Raw genomic sequence first — 18,752 nt, forward strand, 5'->3', positions numbered from 1 at the left:
GGAATATCAAATGGAAACGCTTTTCCAGATCGATGAAGCCGATATTCCATTATACAGACCTGATGTTAAATATAAACAGGTAAGTGTAGCTGCTTATTATTACCAAAGTGATGGCCGTATAGTCATGGAAGATTCACTGATGACAAAATTCGATAGTTACGGCCGTCTTGCGTACACTAGCGGGGTCACGGCTTTAGGCAATCAGACCAGAGCTTCCTATTCCACATTTTCATACGTAAATAACACCGTAACCGTGGAAAATGGAGGAGTGCTTTACTCCAGTCCCAAACATGTTTACGAACTGGATGCAAAAGGAAGAATACTAACAAAAAGCTCACTACCGGGCATGGGCACTATGGTGCTGGATCGCCATGTGAGCTATACTCCTGATGGAAGAATATCTTATCTGCACCGTACCAGCGATGGAGGGATTGCCGAAAAGAAAGTTTATAAACTGACAAAGACCGGAAAGGTGAAACAATTGGTGGAATATGGCAGGGATACCACTGTGGCAAAGAAAACAATTGACTATACCTATAATGGGAAAGACCAGTTGGTTGCCATGGTAACGAAATTGAAAGCGCTGAACATTCCAGGCGGTATTCGATATACGTTCACGTATAATGATAAGGGACTAATTGCATCTTTTAAAAAGGGAGACGGAGCAGGAGCTGCATTGTTTACCTATACCTATAAGTACGATGCAAAAGGAGAATGGACGAGAATGGAATGTCTGCAGAACGGTGAAAAACGTTTTTATGTGAACAGGTATTATATCCAATAGTTAAAGGCCATGTAGCTTACGAAGCTCCAGGCATATTGAACAGCGAAGGCGTCTCAATTACTTTTGAGAGGCCTTCTCTGTTTATTGCACATGCCGACTACTGTTTAATCATTTGCGTCCGACTTATCTGAACGATCAGTGTGTCTTCATATCCAAGCTTTGCGGGAAACTCTTCATTGAATATATTATTAATATCCCTTCCGGCTGCAATGCACACAGAGCGGCCGTAAGAGTGCTGGGTAAACATATAGTTTATGCAGGGATAAGTAACATGGCCAGCTGATTCTTCTAAAAAAGCATATCTTTTGGATCTACGGTAATAAGTATTCGCTCCATCGCTCCCAAACCCATAGGAATTCTGGTATTTTCTGATCAAGTAACCTGAAGATCCGCAGTCGAGGACATCCGTAATTGGATAGTAAGGGATTCCCTCGCTTGTTTCGGTAAGAGAATCTTTTGTCAGCATAACTAGCAGTCCGTTAGCGAAGCTAACAATGTCATACCCCCGTTTGTATGCAGTGAAATCGAGGTAGTTATCACCACCTTCCGGATCCACCTTGATTTTAGCCATAGATTTCTGAACCGAGTCTATACCCGCCTTGAAATTGAATGTGACATTGTCCCATCTCCTTCCAAGTGCATCACGTATCATAGTCGTATCAGTAATAACACCTGACTTTGTATACATTTTTACAGAATCATACATAACAACATTAGCGCTGACATACAGGCCGGAAATTGGGTTCTCATCTTTTGCTTTACTACAGGCGGTAAAAAGGAGGGCAACTGAACTAGCTGCATACATCATGGTACGAACGGAAGGCATTAGGGATATTATTTTTTATAATGCAAATATATAATATGTAATATACATAAAAAAATAGCAGTGCAGGACTGCACTGCATATTGCTTAAACCTGCAACTGTTATTGGAAAAATGGCATCACCCACTGTCAAGTATTGTAGCTATCGATACCAACCGGGGAAGTACTTGCCGTGAAGACAATTACCCCAAACAAAAAGCAGTTGCCGGACCAATTCCGGACAACTGCCTTTCTCATGTATGATTGATAGCAGGTAAGTATGCCTGGTGTATAATTATGCAGTAGCTAAAGCACGCTGATGCGCCATTCTGGCCCTTGTAAACAGTGCAAAGGCGCCCCACAGTACCAATGCCATCAGCAGGTAGGCCTCAGCCAACGCCGTCTGTGTTTTGATAGACAGTACGCTGGAGATAGTATAACTGAGGAAGGAGGTGATCACATACAGACTTCCTCCGGTGATACCACTTGCTATACCGGCATTCTTCTGGAAGCGTCCCAGGCAATAAGCAAACAGGTTGTTGAAGATAAAACCACCCACCATATGAATGACAATAGTAAACGCCATCAGCGTATACAGGTTAGACGCATATCCGGAAGTGCTCAGCATTCCCGCAATGGCGACAGCCTGTACCACCAATGCCGTTACAATCTTCTTTGAAAATGGACGGTTGATCAGTGACTTGGAAATGATCCCTCCTGCCATCAGTGATAAACCTGATAGCAAAGAACAATAGCCGGTGACAACGGGAGAATGATGGAACACCTGCTCTATGATGAAGGGGCTTGTCATACCGTATACGATCACCATAGAATAACAGAGTGCAATAATGATCAGGCCTAAAACGAAGTCGGGCGTTTTGATCATGGTTCCATACACTTTCAGGATCGCGTCCATTTTAAATGGATGGAAAGTCTTCAGTGATTCTCCGCTGTATTTCAGTTCCAGTATGAACAGGAGCAATGTAGCGATACCCAGGAAGTAGAAATTGGAAGACCATCCGAAGGTCGTTTGCAAATAACCGCCCAGGAAAGGCGCCGCGATGGGTGCAGTAGCCCAGATGATGGAGAACATGCTGGTGTAGTGCTTTAATTTTTCTCCGGAATAGACATCCACGAAATAGGCGCGCTTACCGACTACAATCAGCGATACACAGATCCCCTGGATAATACGCATCACGTAAATGAGGTGAATATTGTGCGAAAGTCCAATGGAGAAACTGGCGAGGGTAAATACCAGTAAAGCCGCCATTCCCAGACGGTAGCGCCCGAAACTGTCAAGCAGGCTGCCTACAAACCACTGGCTGCTACCGGAACTGATCATGAAGATCAATAGTGACAACTGCACTGCCGCGTTGCTCACGTTCAGGTCGGCCGCCATTGATGGCAGCGAAGGAATATAAATGTCGGTCGCAAATCCCGACAGGGGGATCAATGCAAATGCGAGAACGGTACTGATACCGTGATGATTTTCCTTGATGAATTTCATGCTCTGTTTAGAATTTTATAGCACCCCAGTTACTTTCACAGCCCGCGCCAACGGACCGGCCTTGCAATAGAAGGTTCGTGCGTAGACCGAGGTAACCCTGTTTTACCATTCAATAATATACCGATCGGTATTTTAATAACTTTAAAAAAAGACAGCGTTGCTGTCCGGACCGGTTGATTGATTAATCGAAAGATCGAATTTTATCGAACAAATTTAGATCTCGTATTCTATTTCACCAAATAATTTTTGAACGGTCGTTCCGGATAATTGCTTGTTGCGGCCGGGGTCGCTGCCGTTTTTCCCGGAAAGGAGGTTCTGAGTTGCATATGACTTGCATATGACCAGGATCAACTTCCGATTATCCTCCGATCAAATCGGAAGATAATCGGAGGTTAATGCTGGTCATATCCTGGTTTGATGCTGGTCAGGTCCGGGACACATCCGCTCTCCTGTAATACCAAAATGCAGTTAAGGGACAGTATTCTGCAGTTAAAGGACAGGATTTTGCAGTTAAGGGACAAAGTCCAAAACTGCGTATTGATCTTTCCTAACATTGCACTAACGGCTGCGGGAAAGTGCTATCGACAGACAACACCTTCCCGCTGTGAACAAAAAGTTCTTTGACATATGGAATTAAAACTTAGCTGATACCGTCTGTTTCCTGACGGTTATTACGGAATTCTCCCGGCGTCAGTCCTGTTTTGGTTTTAAACAATCTGCTGAAATGAGAGGCGTGTTCAAAGCCCAGATCGTACGAAATCTCACTGATGGATCTGTTAGTGCTCCAGAGCAGGTTTTTCGCCTGCTGAACAAGCCTGAGATGAATATGCTCCTGAGTAGATTTCCCCGTGAATTTATGCAGCAGGTCGGCCAGGTACTTAGCAGACAGGTTCAACCTGGAAGCAAAGTATTTCACGTCCGGCAGGCCGTCCTGTTGCAGGATTTCCCGGGTAAAATACTCGTTCAGTAAAAACTCAAATTGTTGTACGATGTCGTGGTTCACCTTCTCTCTTGTCAGGAACTGCCTGTCGTAAAAGCGTTCACAATAACCGAGCAGCAGTTCAATATTGGAGACGATCAGGTGTTGCGTGTGTTTATCTATGCGCGCTGCACACTCACGTTCAATCTTACCGACGCAATCGTACAGGATGGCTTTCTCTTCTTCAGAAACGTGCAGCGCCTCATTGAGGTCGTATAGGAAAAAAGAGTACTGGTGTATCATCCGGCCCAGGCTGGTGGTGCTTATCAGATCGGGATGAAAGAATAAGGCCCAGCCTTCTTCCATTGTTACATCCTGCGCTACGCTCAGTACCTGTCCCGGAGCGGTGAACATGACAGAGCCTTCTTCAAAGTCGTAGGGCAACCTGCCATACCTGATCTGCCCCTTGAAACGTTTGCAGGAAACGAGGTAAAGATCCATCTGGTAACCAACTCCCGGGTCCAGTACATCATGGCTGATAGACATGAGATCCATTACACTCACCAGCGGATGCTTCGGCGCTCCGCAATTATAAAGCCTGTGCAGTTCACTGATAGTGCTGACTTTGACCACTTTTCTTTCCATATTGCTAATGTAGTATTTTTTACCTGCGTTTCCTGTTTAATAACGCCCCGGATATATTTACACATCCTGTTGGTCTTAACTGAAGAACAACAGGTCAAACTGTTCCCGGAAAGCATCTGCTCCGATCCTGTCCCGGCTTGCATAGTACTGCTTAGCATCTTCGCCGGCAATATAACGTAGCTGGGTTTTGCCGTCGGTGGCTGCTTCATATACTGTCTCTGCAATGACCTCTGGCGGTGTTAATTGTTCAGGCTTCATTACCTCACCGAATGACTTATTAGCTTGATCAAGGATTGTCTGATACGCCGCTGTATTCAATGTACCATACACCATAGACCGGCCTACAAAATCAGTACGGATACCTCCGGGAAGTATATTCTTTATACCGATACCCAGCTTTGACAACTCAAAATGCAGGCTCTCTGCCAGACCTTCCAATCCCCATTTTGCCGCATGGTACAGCGCATTTAAAGGGAAGGTGATCATACCGCCAATAGAGGAAGTATTGATAAACAATCCGGCTCCTTTTTCACGGAAGTGAGGCATAAATGCTTTCGTTACCCTGATCACACCTAACAGATCTGTGTTGAGCACATTCGTGATCTGTTCGTCTGAGAGAGTTTCCAGGGGCCCGAAAAGTCCGTAGCCTGCGTTGTTAAACACTACATCAATACTGAATTGGCCGGTAACTTTGCGCACGCATTCTTCTATGCTGGCAGGGCTTGTTACATCCAGTGGTAATAAGGTAACGTTGTCAAGTTGAGACAGTTCTTTTTCTTCCTGCGGTTTACGCATGGTGGCTATTACGTTCCAGCCTTTGCTGTGAAAAAGTTTTGCTGTTGCTTTACCCAATCCTGATGATGCGCCTGTAATAAAAATTGTGTTAGACATTTTGTTTGTTTTTATTTACTCACAAAATTCGGATGGCGGGCGCGCAAGGAATTATACTTTTGGCGGTATGTCTTAACAATTTGGCGGATGGGGCAAATGGCGACATGATAAATTAAAGCCGATATGCTGATCGTTTGATATTCCCATTACAAAAGATCCTTGGATTTTGCTGATCTTTGGCTTTTTCTCTATGAACCAGGATAATACCATTGCACAACTCAGCAGACCATCAACCGCTGCCAAAAGTCGCCGCGTAGAGTCTATTGACCTACTTAGAGGCACTATTATGATCATTATGGCGCTTGACCATGTTCGCGACTATTTTCACGCGTATTCATATCTCAACGATCCGACGGACCTGCAACATACCAGCGTACCCATTTTTCTGACGCGATGGATCACGCATTTCTGTGCGCCCATTTTCATGCTCCTGGCCGGCGTGTCCGCCTGTCTTTATGGAGCAAAGAATGGCCGTAAGGCGCTTTCCGGTTTCCTCTTCACAAGGGGCCTCTGGCTGGTGATGGTAGAGTTAGTCCTTATTACGTTGTTCTGGACCTTCAATCCTCATTACCCCGCATTTATCCTCCAGGTGATCTGGGCATTCGGCATCAGTATGATGGTGCTCGCACTGTTGATCCATTTACCCAGAACGGTGCTGCTCGGCCTTGGAATTATTTTCGTAGCAGGACACAACGCACTCGATAATGTGCATGTTGAGGGCAACGGAGCGCCTGCAGTGATATGGTCGGTATTGCACCAGCCCAATTTTGCAGGATTCACATTTGGCCCCTTCCGTTTCATCCTGGGATATCCTGTTATTCCTTACATAGGTATCATCAGCTTAGGCTATTGCCTGGGTAGCCTGTACTCAAAGGAAACAGCTCCGGAAACCCGCAAAAAATTCCTGCGTAATATCGGCCTTGGCGCTATCGCTCTTTTTATTATCCTGCGCGGGATAAATGTATATGGTGATGCCGCACACTGGTCTGTGCAAAAAAACTTTGTGTTCACCGTGCTTTCATTTATCAACGTATCGAAGTATCCGCCTTCTTTACTGTACATCCTGATGACGCTGGGACCTGCTTTGCTGTTCCTGGCATATGCAGAGCAGCCATTGAACAAGCTTACTTCCAAAGTGACCATCTTCGGCCGGGTGCCTATGTTCTTTTACCTGTTGCATATCCCATTGATACATGGCCTGGGTATTGTTGCAGCCGAATTATCCGGACATTCCGCCGGAAGCATGGTCAACCTTACTACATGGGTAACTGCTAATCCGCAATTACAGGGATATGGATTTTCGCTGCCTGTTGTATACCTGGTATGGATAGCGGTGATGCTGATGCTTTACCCGTTAAGCCTTTGGTTCAGTAAGTATAAACAGGCGAATCAGGGAGAGAAAAAGTGGTTGAGTTATTTTTAAGCTATATATCAGGGATGAGACTGTTGACTGACAGTCTCATCCTGATATATAAATGGTTTCTGGCCGATTTAGTTAGCACTGGCACGATTATGTGGTGTTCTTTTGAAACACTTGCTTATGACAGAAAAACTATCCATCAACGGCCAGGACATATGGGTGGTAGTAGAGGCCCTGGAAACGCAACATGGGAACACCAATGTTATTCCCACGGAATATTTCATTGCATACTACAACCTACAGGAACCACCAATTGAAGCAAGTTCGCATGAACCAGGTAAAATGCCAGGCGAACTGTTCAAGGCGGAAGATGATAGTCCTAAACGTTTTCTATCACCGGTGGAAGCAATAGAGTATGCCGCAGAAAAACTGCCCGCATTGCTTCATTAACAGCTGTCAAGCGGGCCTCCGGTCATTTGCCAACGACCGCTTCTACAGATTCTATATTGCAGCTCAGGCCTAAGAAATTTTCAGGCATAAAGCGTCATGATTGGGCAGGTTGTCGGGCAGCTGAACAATAAGCCCTTCGCTCGTTCTTTCGACAGCCACCGGCCCATGGCCCAATAATGCGACGTGGGCTATTTCCGAAGGATGATAGCTACTACCGGCCGCCAGGGATTTCACACGGATTTTCCCGTCTGCAGGCGCCCCGAGGGCTATTGCATATAAGTCACCTCCTTTGGTGGTAAAGCGAATGTCTTCCGGTCCGAAGGGTTTTCCTTTCCCTTCATTAAATCCGGGACCGCTAAGTGGTGCACCAGACCCGATAGCAGGACCCTCACCGTATATTTTCCAGGGACGGGTGCCGAATATGGCTTCACTGTTCTGTTGCATCCAGGAAGCAATACCTTCCACCACCGCCAGCTCCTCGGCGTCAATGGAACCATCGCCACGAAGAGGCACGCTCAGTAAAAGGTTGCCGTTCTTGCTCACTACATCTGCGAGAGTGTGAATGACCGTTCTGGCAGACTTATATTTTTTCTCATCATAGACCCTGCGATCATAATGCCAGCTGCCAATACAGGTATCTGTTTGCCATACAAAAGGCTCAATACGGTTGCTTTGTCCGCGTTCAATGTCCCATACCATGCACTTGCGCTGCTCTTCATCTAGGATCTTTCCGTTGAGTACCGCCTGCAGCTTGCCATGCTTTTTGATACTGTTATTGTAGAGATGAGCTGCTATCCTTAGTCCGGCATCACTTACCGGCCATAGTGGCAATACGGTATCATCAAAATACACAAGGTCAGGATCATAACGATTGATCAGGTCGACCGTACGATTGAAAAATTTCTCACAATAGTCCCTGGTCGGCACACTTGCGCCTGCACCCCAGCTCCATTGCTTATGTATAGTGTTACTATCTTTTGCATTTTCGCTCAGGGGATGGTTTTGCGCATAGAGTTCCTGCGGGTCGTATCCATTCCACCATTTATTTTTTCCATCGGCTTTGGTGACCTTCCCGTCATAAGGAATGCCGGCCAATGGTCCCTTTTTGTCTGCCAGCTGAGCGGGTTCATACCAGGTCCATGCGTGTGCGGCGTGTACACTTACGCCGAAATGCATTCCTTGTTTCCTGGCAGCTTTCGCCCAGCCATCCATCAGGTCCTTTTTGGGTCCCATATTCAGGGAATTCCAGCGGTGGTATTTGCTGTTATAATTGTCGAAATTGTCATGGTGATTAGCAAGGGCAACAAAATATTGAGCGCCTGCCTTTTTATATAGCGACAGCAACTGATCAGGGTTCCAATTCTCAGCCTTCCACTCGTTTATGACATCCTTAAACCCAAATTTGGAAGGATGTCCATATTTCTGCACGTGGTAATTGTAATGATCACTTCCTTCTTCGTACATACCCCGGGCGTACCAGTCGCCATGTTCCGGCTGACATTGAGGCCCCCAGTGTGCCCAGATGCCGAATTTGGCATCCTGGTACCAGGCAGGTACCTGGTATTGTTTTAATGATTCCCATGAAGGTTGAAAAGGCCCTTTCTGAATGCGCTCCCCCAGGGGCAGATTTTCAAAAAGAGAAGCGGCATGACCATAGCGGGTAGCCAATAATGCAGGGACTATTCCAGCCATTCTGCCGATTGCAGTACGTCGTTTCATCTCGTGGTTTTTATGAAGGAAATAAAGATACTCATTACCCCCTGCCATGCCTTACGATATATCGATAAAAAGTTGCACTTTATCGATATTTAAACAATACATTTGTCACAACTACCCTTGTAAATGAACAGAGAACAGAAACATCCGGATTTCATTTTACTGAATGTCGGGCATGCTGTGCATAATGCTGACTGGAACTGGAAAAATGTATGTAGTCCTTTTACCCGGATACACCTGGTGGAAAACGGGGCGGCCAGGATAATCAGGGAGGGCAAAACCTACGAGCTGAAAAAAGATCACTTATATCTCACGCCTTCCTATGTTAACCATGGGTACGAATGTGAAGGTCATCTATCATTGTACTATCTCCACATCTATGAAGAAACTGACAATCAGCCCAGTATTTTTGACCTGGTTGATTTCCCTGTGGAGATAGCAGCAGATCCGCTAACGGTTCAGCTGATCAAACGTCTTGCGGGCATTAATCCTGACCGGGGGCTGAAATACTATGACCCTGTCTCCTACGACAATTCTTCTACGCTTATTAAAAATATCGCCCTTCAAAAGACCACACCTATGGCCTTTGAAATGGAAGCAGCCGGTATCATCAAGCAGGTCTTTTCCCGCTTTCTGGTCCACGCATCTGATAGAGACCTGGATATCGACGAGCGGATACTGAAGGCGCTGCAGTATATCCATAGGAACATAGACAAACCTGTTACTGTAGAGGAACTTACGGCGAACAGCTTCCTTTCGAAAGATCATTTTATCCGCCTGTTTAAAAAAAGCATGGGATGCACACCGGGACGATATATCAGTCAGAAGAAAATAGAGAAGGCGCAACGGGTAATGCTGTTAAAAAAAGATGTGTCCATCAAGGAGCTGGCATATAACTTAGGGTTTGAAAATATTTCTTACTTCAACCGCTTCTTTAAAAAGATGACAGGCGAGAATCCGGGGAGCTACAGGAAGAAACTGCGCATGCTGGGAGAAAGTGCGGAAGGGTGATAATTTAGTGCTGTACTGATAATTCGGCCATTTCCCGGGATCTTAGAGGGAACAAGGCATCTATTCCGGCAGAAGTGATAACTTTGCGCCCTAAATAAAGCCAACTTGGGAGACAATAGTGGAAGTAAGGTGTCTTATTTTTTGGAGGAATCGATAAAGCAGATAACATTACCTGAACGGTTTACCTTTCCATTCTATTACGAGCCACATCCTTTAACAAGAATAGCAGCCGCTGAGCTGCAACATTACCTGGAAACTCAAACTGACCTTGAGCACAACTTTGGACTGGATGCCAGCCAGGACGGAATGGCCATTGGCAAGATGTTCGGTGTGTTGGTAGTACGTTGTCCCGAAGGAAAGCTGGGCTATCTGTCGGCTTTCTCAGGTAAACTGGCAGGCTCAAATGACCATCCGAAATTTGTACCGCCTGTCTTCGACATGCTGGAGGAGAATAGCTTTTTTCTCAAAGAGGTGGGCATCATCAACAGCATTAATGCGCAAATCAAGGAACTATCTTCGGATGAAAGCTATCAGCGCTTAAGTCAGGACATTGAACAGCGTTCAGCCGAATCACTGCAGGAAATTGCAGCGTTGAAGAAACAATTGAAGAGCAATAAAGACAGCCGGAAGCAACTTCGTGAAGAACTGAGGAGCAATCTGGATGAACAGGCGTATGCTGTTGCGGAAGCGCAACTTGTTAAACAGAGCTTGTATGATAAGCATCAGCTTAAAGCGCTTACCGGCAAGTGGGAACAGCTGCTGGATGAAATGCGGACAAGATTGGCGCAATTTGAGGCTGATATCGAAGCCTTAAAAAACGAACGTAAGGAAAAGTCAGCTGCTTTGCAGCAACAGCTTTTTGATCAATATGTCTTTTTGAACAAAGACGGTAAAAGCAAGAGTTTACACGAAATTTTCAGCCTCACTCCTTTTGGTAAACCACCCTCCGCCGCAGGCGAATGTGCTATACCCAAACTCTTGCAATTTGCATTTGGGAATGGATATGAACCTATTGCCATGGGGGAATTCTGGTGGGGCGCTGCACCAAAATCTGAGATCAGACAACACAAGCAGTTTTATCCGGCGTGTACAGGTAAGTGCAAGCCTATTCTGGAACATATGCTGGAAGGAATGGCGGTAGATGAGAACCCGCTTTTATACGCCCCCAAAGAGAACAGCAGACTTGAAATCATTTATGAAGACGAGAGTTTTGTTGTAGTTAATAAGCCCTCCGGATTACGCTCTGTTCCGGGGGTGAATGTCCAGGATTCAGTCTATACCAGGTTAAAAGACCGACTGGGAGATACCGAGCCACTTATTATTCACCGGCTGGATATGGATACTTCGGGCTTGCTCGTGGTGGCTAAAACGCAGGAGGCACACAAGCATATTCAGCGACAATTTTTGAAACGTACCGTCAGCAAACGTTATACAGCGCTCCTATCTAAGGTGATTGAACAGTCTGAAGGCGAGATCGATCTTCCGCTAAGCGCTGATGTATTTAACCGGCCAAGACAGCTGGTGTGTTTTACAACGGGGAAGAAAAGCGTTACCAGGTGGAAAGTAGTTAAACGCTATGATTCAATGACCCGGGTTGATTTCTGGCCGCTTACGGGGAGAACGCATCAGTTGCGCATGCATTCGGCTCATGAACTTGGCTTGAATGCACCTATTGTAGGAGATGATCTGTATGGCACGGCGTCTGAAAGAATGTACCTTCATGCCGCTGATATTGAATTTATACATCCGATGAAGAAGGAAAAGGTTAGATTTGAGGCGGAGGTAGGGTTTTAGATACGCTATTTCAAACTGAATCAGCAGTGGTTTCTGATGAAATTACCTCGACACTTTCTGCAATGCGCATGCCAATAGCGCCGCCATAATTCTGTAGCACCAGCACAAATTAAGAGACAATATTTTAATGAATTGATCAATATGAGCTGTCAAATTGTCGAACGTATAATTAAAACTATAGGCCGCTGGCTGGCTGCTATGACCGAACCCAATATAATCAGGCGCAATTACATGATAGTTGCTGCTTAGCGCTTCCAATAGCGGTTGCCACATAAGGGAAGAGGATGGAAAGCCATGCAGAAAAAGTATTGCCGGCTTATCATTGCTACCACCTTCCCTAAAAAAAATGTGATATTTGCCAATATTAACGGTACCCCGCTTCCTTTGGGGCTAAGTTTGTGAATGAAGAAAGAAGGCCACATGCTTAAATCTATTTCAATATGCGCCCGTTACCCGGGTGGAAAATTTAAAAAGAGCATACTTTATGAGTAATACTTCGAACACCATTCCTTCCTTCGACTCATCGCGGCAAAGCGCTGTACGTTATGATGAATTTCTTGGCCCTATGTTCTTTGAGCCTTATGCCATAGAAGTGGCAGCACGCATTGACCCTTCCTCAGTTTCTCTTGCCCTGGAAATTGCCGCAGGAACGGGCCGTGTTACGCGCCATCTACGGGAACGACTTTCAGTTGCGGCCAGGCTGATTGCTTCAGATATCAGCGAAGATATGCTGGCTGTGGCTAAAGAGCAATTAAGCGATCTGGAAATTGACTGGCAAAATATAGATGCACAACAACTCCCTTTTAGCGACAATAGTATTGATCTCGTGGTGTGCTGCTTTGGGTACATGTTTGTTCCTGATAAGCCCAAAGCCCTTTCTGAGGCCTATCGTGTTTTAAAGCCCGGAGGCATGCTTTTATTTACCACCTGGGATAAGTTGGAAAATAATGGTGCATCTTATATTTCCCGATCAGTAGCAAAAAGATATTATGAAGGTGAATTGCCTGACTCATATAATCAGGCGACTTCGATGCATGATGAATCCAGCATAAGCGCATTACTGGAAGTTGCAGGCTTTTCCAAAACATCAATTGAAAAGGTACAAAAACATTCAGTTTGTGGCACTGCAAAGGAGGCGGCAGGCGGTCTTGTAGCGACGGGGTCCATTTTTGAAGAAATAAAAAAGCGTCATCCCACGTCAATGGACAAGATAATAATTACTGTGGAAAAGGAACTGTCTGAAAAATTTGGAGTAGCTCCTATGATCGCTCCGATAAGTGCAGTAATGTGCCAGGCGTGGAAGTAAAAAGATGCAATAGTAATAGTAACAGTAGCACTCACAATGCACTGGTTGACCTCCCTGGCAATCCGATTAACGAGGCGAAGCGCCTTGTTTGTTCCCACTGCGATATACGCCATAGCCGATGGCGCTGATTTCGTTGCCCTACTACATAATGCTGACCGGTTTTGAAACTTGTGTAAATGAACCTAATTTTGGGGTACCCAATACCTAACATGAAAAAATTTGCAGCCCTTCAAACCAAATACCTTGCGCAAGGCGTCAGGGAAGACAATATCGAATACGCCATCAGTGCAGTAAAAGATGGTAGCAAACGGGAACATATTCTCGAAAATCTTGTCGCCGACTATCGGGGCATGAACACCATTGAAGCCAACCGGATGCTGAATGAAATGTTTGCCGCCAACGGGGGCGAATTCAAAAAAGAAAATCGCGACGGTTACCTGTATGGCATAGCGCTGTTGCTGATAGGTCTTGTACCGGCTTTTTACATTTTCTGCTTATATACTTATCGCGGTGTACTAGACTACTCGTGGGAGGTATGGGCACTCGCCGTTTCCTGTTTCCTGGGTGGCATAAGCTGTATCGCTATGGCGATACTGGGCAAATACCGTGATTCCGACTAAACGGGGTAGTATACATTCGTAAAAGTGAAGACGTTTTTTATGTAAGCAGCAATTCCTTGACCGTATACCTCCCCGGCAAATTTTCCGCTTCCACAATGACTTTACCGCCTGCAGGCAGCGCTGTTGCTTTATAATGCCAATCAACGCCGTTCCAGCCTAAAACTGCCCGCCCGCTCTCCGTAACAACACCGTCAGCGTCTACTACCTTTACCTCTACTTCTGCTACGCGGAATTCATTTTTCGCAGTCACTACCACCTCATCCTTTTCTAATCTGATACTTTGGATCTCAGGACTGCGGTAAGCATCCTTGACTGCCATATTATAGGCATTTTGTCCTGGCCCTGCCAGCGACGCATAGTAGGCTTTCACCTCCGGATCGGCCATCATTCGCTGCGCTCGTGCCGAAGCAATGGTCATCCTCTCCCTTGCTTCTAACTGCTTTTGGGTAGGCTTTTTCCTTGAAGGGCCGCGTTTCGTCGCCATAATGATCTGCCCGTTCCGTTCGTAGATCGTGAGTTGTTTGCCGAGGGTACCCCGTACAAATTGCAGGAGGATATTGTCTTTAACAATGGCCATAAAAAGGTTTTTTGAGGTTATTAATTACAAGGTTACTGTTTCGCTTCTCTAAGGTACCGATAAACTATCATAATTGGTGCTGAAATAGTAATTAAAGGTCACTTCAATATCGAATAGATATATAGATACCCTCTTGATATCCTTTTATTACCCTTTTGGAGACCTTTCAGTAAGCATATCGCGAACCGATAGCGTACTTCCCGAGCCGGAGGGATTAACTAACCTGGGTGGTCTTATCATTTGATGTGTGTGGGATTGCCAGATTGCCAGAACCATTCGGTTCAGGATTGCGATGCGAGGGGTGTTTTACGACTGTGGGACATATAAATGAGGTATTTGTCACGTTTTTTGGTGGATGGAGCAATATTTGATGTAGAGAACAAAAACGTAGCATATGCCATGGTACAACGGTGATTACCCGCCATCATATAAAAACCAGCCGGTGAAGGTGCGCAACAAAGCTGTGGAGATAGCCAATGCACTTCTGGCAGAGGGCATGCCGGAAGGTGTTGCAATTGCTGCAGGACTTAAACGCGCCCGTGAAGCCTTCACTCCTAAAAGCCGCAACCAGGCGCCGAAAAACACTTCTTCTAAAGAAAGTACCAGCGGGAAGAAACGGTGAAAACGCAACATATAAATTTACAGTTCAGTTCTAAGGACGGCTCCTCTGCTGGCATTAGTGACCAGAGCGCTGTATTGAGCCAGCCACCTCGACTGTAATGCCTTTTTAGGTGGTGTAAATGAGGCTTTCCTGTACGCAATTTCTTCTTCACTTAAATTGACGGATAGAATATATTGATCCACATCTATATGAATTTCATCCCCGTCTTTAAGCAATCCTATCATACCACCTTCTGCAGCTTCGGGAGAAACATGACCTATTGATGCGCCTCTCGTTGCACCGCTGAATCTTCCATCAGTAATAAGTGCTACAGAGTTTCCGAGCCCCATACCCATTATCAGACTCGTAGGTGTCAGCATTTCCTGCATACCAGGACCACCCTTTGGTCCTTCATACCTTATCACTACCACATCGCCGGCCTTCACCTTCCCACTTAGAATACCCTCAATTGCTTCCGCCTGACCGTCAAAACACACAGCTTTACCAGTAAATGCCCTCTCTCCGGTAATGCCTGCCGTTTTAACTACAGCCCCCTGCTCAGCCAGATTTCCATACAGAATAGCCAGGCCGCCTACTTTGCTATATGGGTTGTCGATAGGATGAATGATATTTTCATCTATGATCTTAGCTTCTGCAATTTTCTCAAATAAAGTCTCTCCACTTATAGTCAAATTGTCTATCAAAACCTTATTCCCCCTTTTGGTTATTTCTTTCATTACGGCATTCACACCTCCGGCCTTATTTATATCTTCCATATGAACCGTGCTCAAACTTGGAGAAATCTTAGCTATATGAGAAACATTCTTACTGATATGGTTAATGTCCTTTAACTGGAAATTTACATCTGCTTCATTAGCTATGGCCAGCATATGCAGTACTGTATTAGTACTTCCGCCCATTGCCATGTCAACAGCAAATGCATTTTTCACCGCATTTTCATTTAGGATGTTCTTCAATTTAAATAGCTCGCGCAAAGCCTCGTCCTTTGCAATCTCACAAATTCTTCGTGCAGCCTTTCTATAAAGTTCCTCTCGTTCCCTGGTTTGCGCCAAAATAGTACCATTGCCTGCCAGGGCGATACCCATTGCCTCCATCAAAGTATTCATTGAGTTGGCAGTGAACATGCCGGAACAGCTGCCTCCACTCGGGCAGGCGTTACATTCAATGTCAAAGAGCTCTTCATCACTTATTTTTTTCGCTTCGTGTTCACCAACTGCTTCAAAAACAGACGCCAGGTCGATAGGTGTGCCATCCTTTTTATAACCTTTGGCCATTGGACCACCGCTTACAAAGATCGTTGGAACATTTACCCTAAGTGCGCCCATGATCATTCCCGGTACGATCTTGTCACAATTTGGAATAGCGATCATGGCATCTAATTTATGCGCATTCATTACGCTTTCGACTGAACTGGCAATTAATTCTCTACTGGGTAGCGAATAAAGCATACCGTCGTGTCCCATGGCAATACCATCATCCACTCCAATTGTATTAAATTCAAATGGTACGCATCCATTTGCCCGGATTTCATCCTTTATAATTTCAGCCACTTTGTTGAGAAAAAAGTGTCCAGGGATAATTTCGATGAATGAATTGGCCACTCCAATGAATGGCTTTCCAAAATCCTGGTCTTTTAGCCCCGTAGCACGCAATAATGATCTGTGGGGCGTCCGTTGATACCCTTTTTTTACTTCGTCACTTCTCATATCAATATATTTATAGCAATTACATTTGTGCCTTCAGTCTGCTGAGCGTTTCAGGTGATATATTTAGATAAGCAGCAAGGTTGGCATTAGATAACCGTTGAATAAGTTCGGGATTGCTTTTGAGTAAATTTTTGTACCTCTCGGCTGCGCTCTGAGTCAGGAGACCACTAAGTTTCGATGTTATGACAGTCAGCCCATACTCAAGAATATATATATACATCTTGTCCCAGGCAGGGAATTTTTCCCTCAACTTTACAAAATCATGATAAGATATTACCAGCAACTCTGAGGTCTCGACTGCCTGAATATATTCGGAAGCAGGTTGCCTGGAAATAAAACTTACAATGGATGTCAGGAACGTTTGTTCAAATGCCATAAACCTGGTAGAAACGTTATTATCATCGTTGCTATAAAAAAGGCGCAAACAGCCTTTCAAAATGAAAAACATTTTATCGGCGACAACTCCCTCCCTTAGTAACAATTCATTCTTTTTTGCAGTGAATGGTTTGAAAAACGAAAGAACTTCGGAAAGTTGTTCTCCGCTGAGCATTGTTTTCGACTGTATCAATTCTGCGAGCACGGCTGTCATTCGGTCTTATTTGAAGACCAAAGGTGTGACATTTCTCTTTAGAATTCCTTGATCTTCGTCAAAATCGAAATTTCAAAAGGTCGCTTTTGACCTAAACGTCATCAGAGCCAGTAAGAAATAGAAAAATCTCCATATCCACTGGCAGAAAAGTAAATGCCAAAACTCATGATTGTAAGCCCATCTGATCAATTATTGCCGATTATCATCGTCTTTGCGGTTATGAGACCTGGACTGTGTTTTTCAGGACAGCCACTGACAAATGCAAAAGTTGTTCTGGAAACACGGGAAGATGAAACCGTTAAAGGCAGAATTACGCCCTGCTGCATTAGGGACGCATTTGATTGAAAACAGATAGCAGATTTATCGGTGTGAAGATCTTCAATTAAAAAGTTCGATAGTTGTCCAGGCACCCGCATAATTATAAACCCGCTCCGGCAGCGGGTTTATAGTTCGGAATAATTTTATCCCCAAAGATGCTGAAGGATGATCGGATTAATTTAAATTCCTGAATTCGTTAGGAGTTATGCCGGTTTTATTCTTAAACAGCTTATTGAAAGATTGCGGATATTCAAATCCCAACTCATACGCGATCTCTGCAACCGATAGCCTGGTTTGCATCAATTTGTTTTTTGCCAGTTCTATCACACGGTTATGAATATGCTGCTGTGTGGTCATGCCTGTCAGGCTTTTCAATAGATCACTTAGGTATTGTGCAGATACAAATAGTTTTTCAGAAAAATATTGTACTTCCGGCAATCCTTTATGCAGACTTTTCCCGCCTTCAAAATACTCATTCAGTAGATCTTCAAATTTCGATAGCACATCGTTATTGACTTTCTTACGCGTGATAAACTGGCGGTTGTAAAACCGGTTGCAATAGTTCAACAGCAGATCTATGTGCGATACGATTACGTCCTGGCTGAATGTATCTATATTGCTTTGATACTCCTGCTTTATATCCTCCCATATCTTCTCTATTGTCTGTTCTTCTTTTACCGATAAATGCAGTGCTTCGGTTATAGCATAGGAAAAGAAACCATACTCCTTAATTCTACTAAAAAGCGGGTATGACCGTAACAGGTCGGGATGAAAAATCAACCAGTCGCCCATAGCGCCATCATCTTCAGAAATTTCGGTAGCAATTACCTGGCCGGGTGCATAAAAGCTAAGTACGCCGGCATCATGGTCATAATTCGTCTGGCCATATTTTACCTTCCCCTTAAAATGCTTCTTGATGCAAATAGAGTAGAAATTATACACAACCGGTTTGGCATTCAATGCTTCAAAATTGTTACGTTTTATCAACCCATTCACACTTATCAACGGGTGCTCCGGCTCGGGCAGGCCGAGTATTTTATGTAACTGAGGAATTGAGCTGATTACTTGCACATCATTCTTTGCTTTTCCATTCATCTCGGTTTGTTTGTAATTGACATAAAACTACAAAGGTGAC

18 protein-coding genes are annotated in these 18,752 nt (G+C 44.8%); 8 read left to right on the plus strand and 10 right to left on the minus strand.

The window, feature by feature from the left end; all coding sequences use genetic code 11:
- Window positions 1-10 precede the first annotated feature (10 nt).
- Window positions 11-784, plus strand: coding sequence for a hypothetical protein (locus tag L3C95_RS24005; protein ID WP_236391482.1), 774 nt, complete (start codon window positions 11-13; stop codon window positions 782-784).
- 97 nt (window positions 785-881) lie between these two features.
- Here the strand turns inward: L3C95_RS24005 and L3C95_RS24010 are convergent, their stop codons facing one another.
- The 4 genes from L3C95_RS24010 to L3C95_RS24025 form a co-directional block, all read right to left on the minus strand.
- On the minus strand, window positions 882-1,610 hold the full coding sequence (locus L3C95_RS24010; RefSeq protein ID WP_236391486.1) for a hypothetical protein: 729 nt from the start codon (window positions 1,608-1,610) through the stop codon (window positions 882-884).
- A gap of 271 nt (window positions 1,611-1,881) precedes the next feature.
- Window positions 1,882-3,093, minus strand: a complete 1,212-nt coding sequence (locus L3C95_RS24015; RefSeq protein WP_236391487.1) for an MFS transporter — start codon at window positions 3,091-3,093, stop codon at window positions 1,882-1,884.
- 640 nt (window positions 3,094-3,733) lie between these two features.
- A complete protein-coding gene (locus L3C95_RS24020; protein WP_236391489.1) occupies window positions 3,734-4,657 on the minus strand; it encodes a helix-turn-helix domain-containing protein in 924 nt (307 codons plus the stop codon).
- Window positions 4,658-4,732: 75 nt separating this feature from the next.
- Window positions 4,733-5,548 (minus strand): SDR family oxidoreductase, encoded by an 816-nt coding sequence (locus L3C95_RS24025; protein WP_236391491.1) that lies wholly within the window; start codon window positions 5,546-5,548, stop codon window positions 4,733-4,735.
- A 166-nt stretch (window positions 5,549-5,714) separates the two neighbouring features.
- Here L3C95_RS24025 and L3C95_RS24030 point away from each other — a divergent pair, with 166 nt between their 5' ends.
- Both L3C95_RS24030 and L3C95_RS24035 read left to right on the plus strand, forming a co-directional pair.
- On the plus strand, window positions 5,715-6,971 hold the full coding sequence (locus tag L3C95_RS24030) for a DUF1624 domain-containing protein (RefSeq protein ID WP_236391493.1): 1,257 nt from the start codon (window positions 5,715-5,717) through the stop codon (window positions 6,969-6,971).
- A 117-nt stretch (window positions 6,972-7,088) separates the two neighbouring features.
- Window positions 7,089-7,358 carry a hypothetical protein gene (locus L3C95_RS24035; RefSeq protein ID WP_236391496.1) on the plus strand — a complete coding sequence of 90 codons (270 nt, stop codon included), beginning with the start codon at window positions 7,089-7,091 and terminating at the stop codon, window positions 7,356-7,358.
- 69 nt (window positions 7,359-7,427) lie between these two features.
- Here the strand turns inward: L3C95_RS24035 and L3C95_RS24040 are convergent, their stop codons facing one another.
- Window positions 7,428-9,077 carry an alpha-L-fucosidase gene (locus L3C95_RS24040; RefSeq protein ID WP_236391498.1) on the minus strand — a complete coding sequence of 550 codons (1,650 nt, stop codon included), beginning with the start codon at window positions 9,075-9,077 and terminating at the stop codon, window positions 7,428-7,430.
- 123 nt (window positions 9,078-9,200) lie between these two features.
- Between L3C95_RS24040 and L3C95_RS24045 the strand changes: the two genes are divergently transcribed.
- Both L3C95_RS24045 and L3C95_RS24050 read left to right on the plus strand, forming a co-directional pair.
- The gene (locus tag L3C95_RS24045) at window positions 9,201-10,085 is read left to right on the plus strand and encodes an AraC family transcriptional regulator (RefSeq protein ID WP_236391500.1); all 885 of its coding nucleotides are present in this window, start codon (window positions 9,201-9,203) and stop codon (window positions 10,083-10,085) included.
- 105 nt (window positions 10,086-10,190) lie between these two features.
- Window positions 10,191-11,879, plus strand: coding sequence for an RluA family pseudouridine synthase (locus L3C95_RS24050; RefSeq protein WP_236391503.1), 1,689 nt, complete (start codon window positions 10,191-10,193; stop codon window positions 11,877-11,879).
- Window positions 11,880-11,921: 42 nt separating this feature from the next.
- On the opposite strand, the gene L3C95_RS35260 is transcribed toward L3C95_RS24050, so the two are convergent.
- On the minus strand, window positions 11,922-12,152 hold the full coding sequence (locus tag L3C95_RS35260; RefSeq protein ID WP_410683529.1) for an alpha/beta fold hydrolase: 231 nt from the start codon (window positions 12,150-12,152) through the stop codon (window positions 11,922-11,924).
- A 211-nt stretch (window positions 12,153-12,363) separates the two neighbouring features.
- Between L3C95_RS35260 and L3C95_RS24055 the strand changes: the two genes are divergently transcribed.
- Both L3C95_RS24055 and L3C95_RS24060 read left to right on the plus strand, forming a co-directional pair.
- A complete protein-coding gene (locus L3C95_RS24055; protein ID WP_236391505.1) occupies window positions 12,364-13,185 on the plus strand; it encodes a class I SAM-dependent methyltransferase in 822 nt (273 codons plus the stop codon).
- 209 nt (window positions 13,186-13,394) lie between these two features.
- Window positions 13,395-13,805 carry a hypothetical protein gene (locus L3C95_RS24060; RefSeq protein ID WP_236391506.1) on the plus strand — a complete coding sequence of 137 codons (411 nt, stop codon included), beginning with the start codon at window positions 13,395-13,397 and terminating at the stop codon, window positions 13,803-13,805.
- 37 nt (window positions 13,806-13,842) lie between these two features.
- On the opposite strand, the gene L3C95_RS24065 is transcribed toward L3C95_RS24060, so the two are convergent.
- Entirely contained in the window at window positions 13,843-14,382 is a 540-nt protein-coding gene (locus L3C95_RS24065) for a hypothetical protein (protein ID WP_236391507.1), read from the minus strand.
- A gap of 394 nt (window positions 14,383-14,776) precedes the next feature.
- Here L3C95_RS24065 and L3C95_RS24070 point away from each other — a divergent pair, with 394 nt between their 5' ends.
- Entirely contained in the window at window positions 14,777-15,004 is a 228-nt protein-coding gene (locus L3C95_RS24070; RefSeq protein ID WP_236391509.1) for a hypothetical protein, read from the plus strand.
- Window positions 15,005-15,021: 17 nt separating this feature from the next.
- Here the strand turns inward: L3C95_RS24070 and ilvD are convergent, their stop codons facing one another.
- The 3 genes from ilvD to L3C95_RS24085 all read right to left on the minus strand — a co-directional run bounded on the left by ilvD (window position 15,022) and on the right by L3C95_RS24085 (window position 18,712).
- Window positions 15,022-16,710: a dihydroxy-acid dehydratase gene (gene ilvD / locus L3C95_RS24075; protein ID WP_236391511.1), complete on the minus strand. Its 1,689-nt coding sequence runs from the start codon at window positions 16,708-16,710 to the stop codon at window positions 15,022-15,024.
- Between the two features lie 19 nt (window positions 16,711-16,729).
- Window positions 16,730-17,299 carry a Crp/Fnr family transcriptional regulator gene (locus L3C95_RS24080; RefSeq protein ID WP_236391513.1) on the minus strand — a complete coding sequence of 190 codons (570 nt, stop codon included), beginning with the start codon at window positions 17,297-17,299 and terminating at the stop codon, window positions 16,730-16,732.
- Between the two features lie 492 nt (window positions 17,300-17,791).
- Complete coding sequence (locus L3C95_RS24085; RefSeq protein ID WP_236391517.1) at window positions 17,792-18,712, minus strand: helix-turn-helix domain-containing protein; 921 nt, start codon at window positions 18,710-18,712, stop codon at window positions 17,792-17,794.
- Between the last annotated feature and the right edge of the window lie 40 nt (window positions 18,713-18,752).

This window comes from Chitinophaga filiformis, assembly GCF_021646545.1.
In the GTDB taxonomy this organism is placed as follows: domain Bacteria; phylum Bacteroidota; class Bacteroidia; order Chitinophagales; family Chitinophagaceae; genus Chitinophaga; species Chitinophaga filiformis_A.

Bases quoted from the DNA above. Each gene is read 5' to 3' on its own strand.
- L3C95_RS24045 (WP_236391500.1), top strand. From the start codon at position 9,201: ATGAACAGAGAACAGAAACATCCGGATTTCATTTTACTGAATGTCGGG.
- L3C95_RS24035 (WP_236391496.1), top strand. From the start codon at position 7,089: ATGACAGAAAAACTATCCATCAACGGCCAGGACATATGGGTGGTAGTA.
- L3C95_RS24055 (WP_236391505.1), top strand. From the start codon at position 12,364: ATGAGTAATACTTCGAACACCATTCCTTCCTTCGACTCATCGCGGCAA.
- L3C95_RS24025 (WP_236391491.1), bottom strand. From the start codon at position 5,548: ATGTCTAACACAATTTTTATTACAGGCGCATCATCAGGATTGGGTAAA.
- L3C95_RS24080 (WP_236391513.1), bottom strand. From the start codon at position 17,299: ATGACAGCCGTGCTCGCAGAATTGATACAGTCGAAAACAATGCTCAGC.
- ilvD (WP_236391511.1), bottom strand. From the start codon at position 16,710: ATGAGAAGTGACGAAGTAAAAAAAGGGTATCAACGGACGCCCCACAGA.
- L3C95_RS35260 (WP_410683529.1), bottom strand. From the start codon at position 12,152: ATGTGGCAACCGCTATTGGAAGCGCTAAGCAGCAACTATCATGTAATT.
- L3C95_RS24010 (WP_236391486.1), bottom strand. From the start codon at position 1,610: ATGCCTTCCGTTCGTACCATGATGTATGCAGCTAGTTCAGTTGCCCTC.
- L3C95_RS24005 (WP_236391482.1), top strand. From the start codon at position 11: ATGGAAACGCTTTTCCAGATCGATGAAGCCGATATTCCATTATACAGA.
- L3C95_RS24040 (WP_236391498.1), bottom strand. From the start codon at position 9,077: ATGAAACGACGTACTGCAATCGGCAGAATGGCTGGAATAGTCCCTGCA.
- L3C95_RS24065 (WP_236391507.1), bottom strand. From the start codon at position 14,382: ATGGCCATTGTTAAAGACAATATCCTCCTGCAATTTGTACGGGGTACC.
- L3C95_RS24020 (WP_236391489.1), bottom strand. From the start codon at position 4,657: ATGGAAAGAAAAGTGGTCAAAGTCAGCACTATCAGTGAACTGCACAGG.
- L3C95_RS24015 (WP_236391487.1), bottom strand. From the start codon at position 3,093: ATGAAATTCATCAAGGAAAATCATCACGGTATCAGTACCGTTCTCGCA.
- L3C95_RS24085 (WP_236391517.1), bottom strand. From the start codon at position 18,712: ATGAATGGAAAAGCAAAGAATGATGTGCAAGTAATCAGCTCAATTCCT.
- L3C95_RS24070 (WP_236391509.1), top strand. From the start codon at position 14,777: ATGCCATGGTACAACGGTGATTACCCGCCATCATATAAAAACCAGCCG.
- L3C95_RS24060 (WP_236391506.1), top strand. From the start codon at position 13,395: ATGAAAAAATTTGCAGCCCTTCAAACCAAATACCTTGCGCAAGGCGTC.